The sequence below is a fragment of the Rhizorhapis sp. SPR117 genome (assembly GCF_021742065.1).
The window spans coordinates 1-3973 of the sequence record NZ_JAKKIE010000132.1; the positions used below are offsets into that span (position 1 = coordinate 1).

At 59.6% G+C, this 3973-nt stretch carries 3 protein-coding genes; 1 reads left to right on the plus strand and 2 read right to left on the minus strand.

Annotated features, from left to right (window positions below; genetic code table 11):
- The first annotated feature begins 194 nt into the window (after positions 1 to 194).
- Complete coding sequence (locus L3X40_RS22620) at positions 195 to 566, plus strand: hypothetical protein (RefSeq protein ID WP_445177232.1); 372 nt, start codon at positions 195 to 197, stop codon at positions 564 to 566.
- On the opposite strand, the gene L3X40_RS21175 is transcribed toward L3X40_RS22620, so the two are convergent.
- Together L3X40_RS21175 and L3X40_RS21180 are read right to left on the minus strand one after the other, a co-directional pair.
- The gene (locus L3X40_RS21175) at positions 455 to 3574 is read right to left on the minus strand and encodes a class I SAM-dependent DNA methyltransferase (protein ID WP_237367327.1); all 3120 of its coding nucleotides are present in this window, start codon (positions 3572 to 3574) and stop codon (positions 455 to 457) included. The genes L3X40_RS22620 and L3X40_RS21175 overlap by 112 nt on opposite strands.
- A gap of 76 nt (positions 3575 to 3650) precedes the next feature.
- Positions 3651 to 3878 (minus strand): HNH endonuclease, encoded by a 228-nt coding sequence (locus L3X40_RS21180; protein ID WP_445177231.1) that lies wholly within the window; start codon positions 3876 to 3878, stop codon positions 3651 to 3653.
- Between the last annotated feature and the right edge of the window lie 95 nt (positions 3879 to 3973).

Sequence of the window (3973 nt, forward strand, 5' to 3'; positions counted from 1 at the left end):
ACCGGTACACTTTTACTCCGAAATGAACGGACCCCAAAAGACCCGTCAGTGGTACATTTTTACTCCGCCGTTTATAACGCTATCACTTTGCCGAGCATGTCGATACGCCGGCGATCTCTTTCGCACATTCGGCCTATGACGGATTGCTCGAATGCTTGGCCCCGGCGCGTGCTGCGCGTCATGAGGGTGTCGCATTGCTTCTTGGTCGCGCCGATGGCGCCAAGGTCTCAGTTCTACAGAGCGTGCGACCGAAAGCGCACACCGGTGCCGGGCACTTCGTGATCGAGGCGCGCGCCATGGCGAAAGTGGTTTTCCTGGCGATGGAGCTCGATCTGCAGATTGTCGGCCAGGTCCACACCCATCCGCAGGAGGCGTTCCATAGCGCGGGCGATGAGGAGGGAGCGAACATCCGCTATAATGGCTTCATTTCGATCGTTATCCCCGATTATGGCGATCATCTTCCCGCCCGCACAGGGTGGGCGGTGTACCGATTTCGTGAAAGTGGCGGATGGCAGCCGCTGGACGTCGACGTCGTGACGGTCGTTGGTGGGATCGCGGCACTATGAGCGTCGCGGCCACAGAGCGCTTCTACACGAAGCTTGCTGATCGCACCCGTAGGTATGGGGAGCGACCGCTCGACCCCGGTCGCGGTATCGCCCTCAAGGCGGATCCGACGATGTTGCGCACGAAAGCCGGCCAGGCCGCGATGCTGGTGCTGGGTGAGCTCATGTCGCGTATGGTCCGGCGCATCGTTCTCGACTTCGACGACATAAGCTTCGTGTCGCAATTCGGCGGTCCGCTTACCGGTTCGCTGCAGCGCTATATGCTGGATCGCATGGACGCCGCTGCTCAACACACCAAGTGCAAAGGCATCATTAATTGCAATATTGATAAGCGCGTCATCCGGCAGGATGGATGTGGGTAGAAACTGGAATATGCGATGCTTGGTCGTTACGACAGTGGCGATATAACGCGGCAGCCCGGCCAGCGCCTTGCGGATTTCGGAACGGGCTTCGCCGAACAGCCACCAGTTGTCGCGGTAGCTGGCGCGGTTGTTCTGGTCGCGGTGCGGTTTCACCGATGACAGGACGTGCTGATACACCGCCGGATAGCGTTCCCGCACCTGCGCCTCGCTGAGGCCATAAAGGTCAATCACCATCACGCCGCGCGGGCGGGCGGCAAGATCGCGGCCGTTGCGATAATCCTTTATCACCGCGGCGCTCTGGTCGCCCAACGCCACCGCCTGTTCCGGCGTGACGATAAAGCCATCGCCATGCAGCTTCACACCGGGTGAACTAAGTTTGTCATTTGCCTTGAGCGCCACGCTACTGGTCACGTCCGCGCCGACGCGCAGATCGCTGCTGATCATGCCGGTGGTGCGGGTAAAATCGATGCGGCCCGGCGCAGCGCTCTCCTCCGCCACGCTCAGCAACTGCCCCTCCGCCTTGCTTTTCGCCGCCACGGTCATGGCAATGCGCACGGCGGCGCCGTCCTTCTCATCCACCCAGGGGTGATCGGGAATGGCAATAATCAAGCTGATGCGGTCCTTGGCGTCAAGATGCTTTGCCACTACGCGACGGCTGAATGTCTGGGTGATGGAATTGGTGGTGACGAAGCCAAAACTGCGGGCGGTGCCCTTGCGGACGGCAGTAGCCGCCTTGTCCCACCAGTGCATCACGAAGTCCGCGCTTTCGGGCACATCGGTGGTGGCGAACAGGGCGGTGAAATAGCCATCGCCCAGCTTCTCGCGCAGAAACTTGGCGCCAATGAAGGGCGGGTTCCCGACGATAAAATCCGCCTTCGGCCATTTCGCGGCGCGCGGCTTGATGTAGGAATAGAGTTCCTGCCGTGCTGCCTCATCCGGCACCAGCTTGCCGGTGACGGGATGGGACTTCATCGTCTCGCCGTCCCAACGGGTGACGGGCTGGCCATGTTCATCCTTCTCCACCACGCGCTTGTCATAGTCGATCAGCGCGTCACGGTTCTCGATAGTGCGGATATCCTTGAGGATCGGTTCGGGCGGGGCCTTCGCCTTGCCGTTCACCCGGAAATGCCACTGGAGATATCCGATCCACAGCACGAGCTGCGCGATGGCTGCGGCGCGCGGGTTGATTTCTATGCCAAGGAAGTTTTCCGGCGTGATGGTGCCACCAGACAGCTCATTGATATATTGATCGCGGTCAAGCTGCGACAACATTTCAAGAACTTCGCCCTCCAGCTCTTTCATCCGCGCCATGGTGACATAAAGAAAATTGCCTGTGCCACAGGCCGGATCCAGCACTCTGACAGACGCCAGTTTTCCGTGAAACGCTCTTACAATATCAATGGATTTATCGAGGTTTTTGCGCTGGACGAATTTGTCTCCTTCTTCTGCCAAAAGGCTGGCGACCGCACCCTGCACACCGATCCAGTCGGCCCGTAGCGGCTCTATGATGGTGGGGCTGACCAGCCGTTCGACATAGGCGCGGGGCGTGTAATGCGCGCCCAGCTTCGCGCGCTCTTTGGGGTTCAATGCGCGTTCCAGCAGCGTGCCGAAGATGGCTGGTTCCACCTCCGTCCAGTCATGCTTGCCGGCCTGGACCAGCACTTCCAGCTCATCGGCCTCCAGTTCTATCGCTGTGCGGTCCTTGAACAAATAGCCGTTGAATTTCTTGAGCGGGACGCCGAGAGCGGGAGAGAAGGCGCCTTCATCCATCGCCTGCCATAAGGCGGAAAGCTGGGGCGCGAGATGCTGCGGGTGGGCGCGCTGCTGCTCCAGCATCGCGGTGAAGCTGCCCTTGGGAATGAGTTCGCTGTCCTCGGCAAACATCGTGAACAGCACGCGCATCAGGAAGCCGCTGGTGCGCTCCGCATTATGGCTGCGCGCTTCGATGCGCTTGGCGACTTTGGCGAGCAGATCGGCAATATCCCGCGTGACCTTGGCGGAACGGGCTGTGGGGTCGAGGCTCCTGGGGTAAGTCCAGATCGCATGGAGGCGCTTGCGAACATCTTCATCGCGCAAATCCTCCAGCATGATGCGATAGCGGGAGCGATTCGGGAACTGGGCATAGGCTTTCCCGGTGCCGGTGAAGTCGGCATAGACCTCTATGCAATAGCCGATGTCGGTAACAAGCAGGAACGGCGGCCAGCCATGGTCAACGGGTAGCGCCTTGGCATAACGTTCCGCCTGCCCCTTCGCAGCAAGCATGGCGCTGGTCCATCCCGGCGTCCCCCGTTTGGCGGTGCCGCGTTTCAGCCGCGCCTTGGCGGTCTGGCCGAACAGGTCGAGATCATCCTCACCCTTGGCGGCCGCGGCCTGATCGCCTTCGCTGCCCTGTTTGGCTTCAAGGATGAAGCAATCACGCTTATAGGCGTCGATGCGGCCAAAACTCTGCGTTCCGTCGCCATTGTCCTGAAACACGCGGCGTTCGAACACATAATCGTTGGCGGCGTCGTTGGTCTTGCTGCCGTGGGGCGGCCGCGCACCGATGAGCGCGCACAAGCCGTTGATGAAGCTCTGCGTGTTCGCCAGCTCCGACCCGCCCGTGTCACGCCAATGCGCGATGAATTGTTCGATTGCCCCCGCGTCGGTCATTGTCTCATCATTAGGTTGCGGGTTTGACCGCGGCAAGTTCGATTACCACCTCTGACGATAAGGCAGGCCAGTTAATCTATTGTTTGAAGCAGTTATCCCGATGCCATGTGAGAAAATGCGGATGAGGACGGTCAGAACCACGAACAGGCATAAGGGCATGACCACTCTTGTTGATGAGCGCGTGGATGCCATCAGGGTCATTGGCCTGCCGTGACACAAGAATACGCAAATCATCGTCCAGGCTGATCAATCCACGATCAAACATCCAATGAGCCGTGCCTGATAGCGCGATGCCGTTGTTCACAACGTCAGGGCCATTCGCTGTTGATTACCGCTGAGAGTTGACCCGGGATTTTCATCGAGAAGTGACCCTAGTATTTGTATGTCCCGCGATGCGGG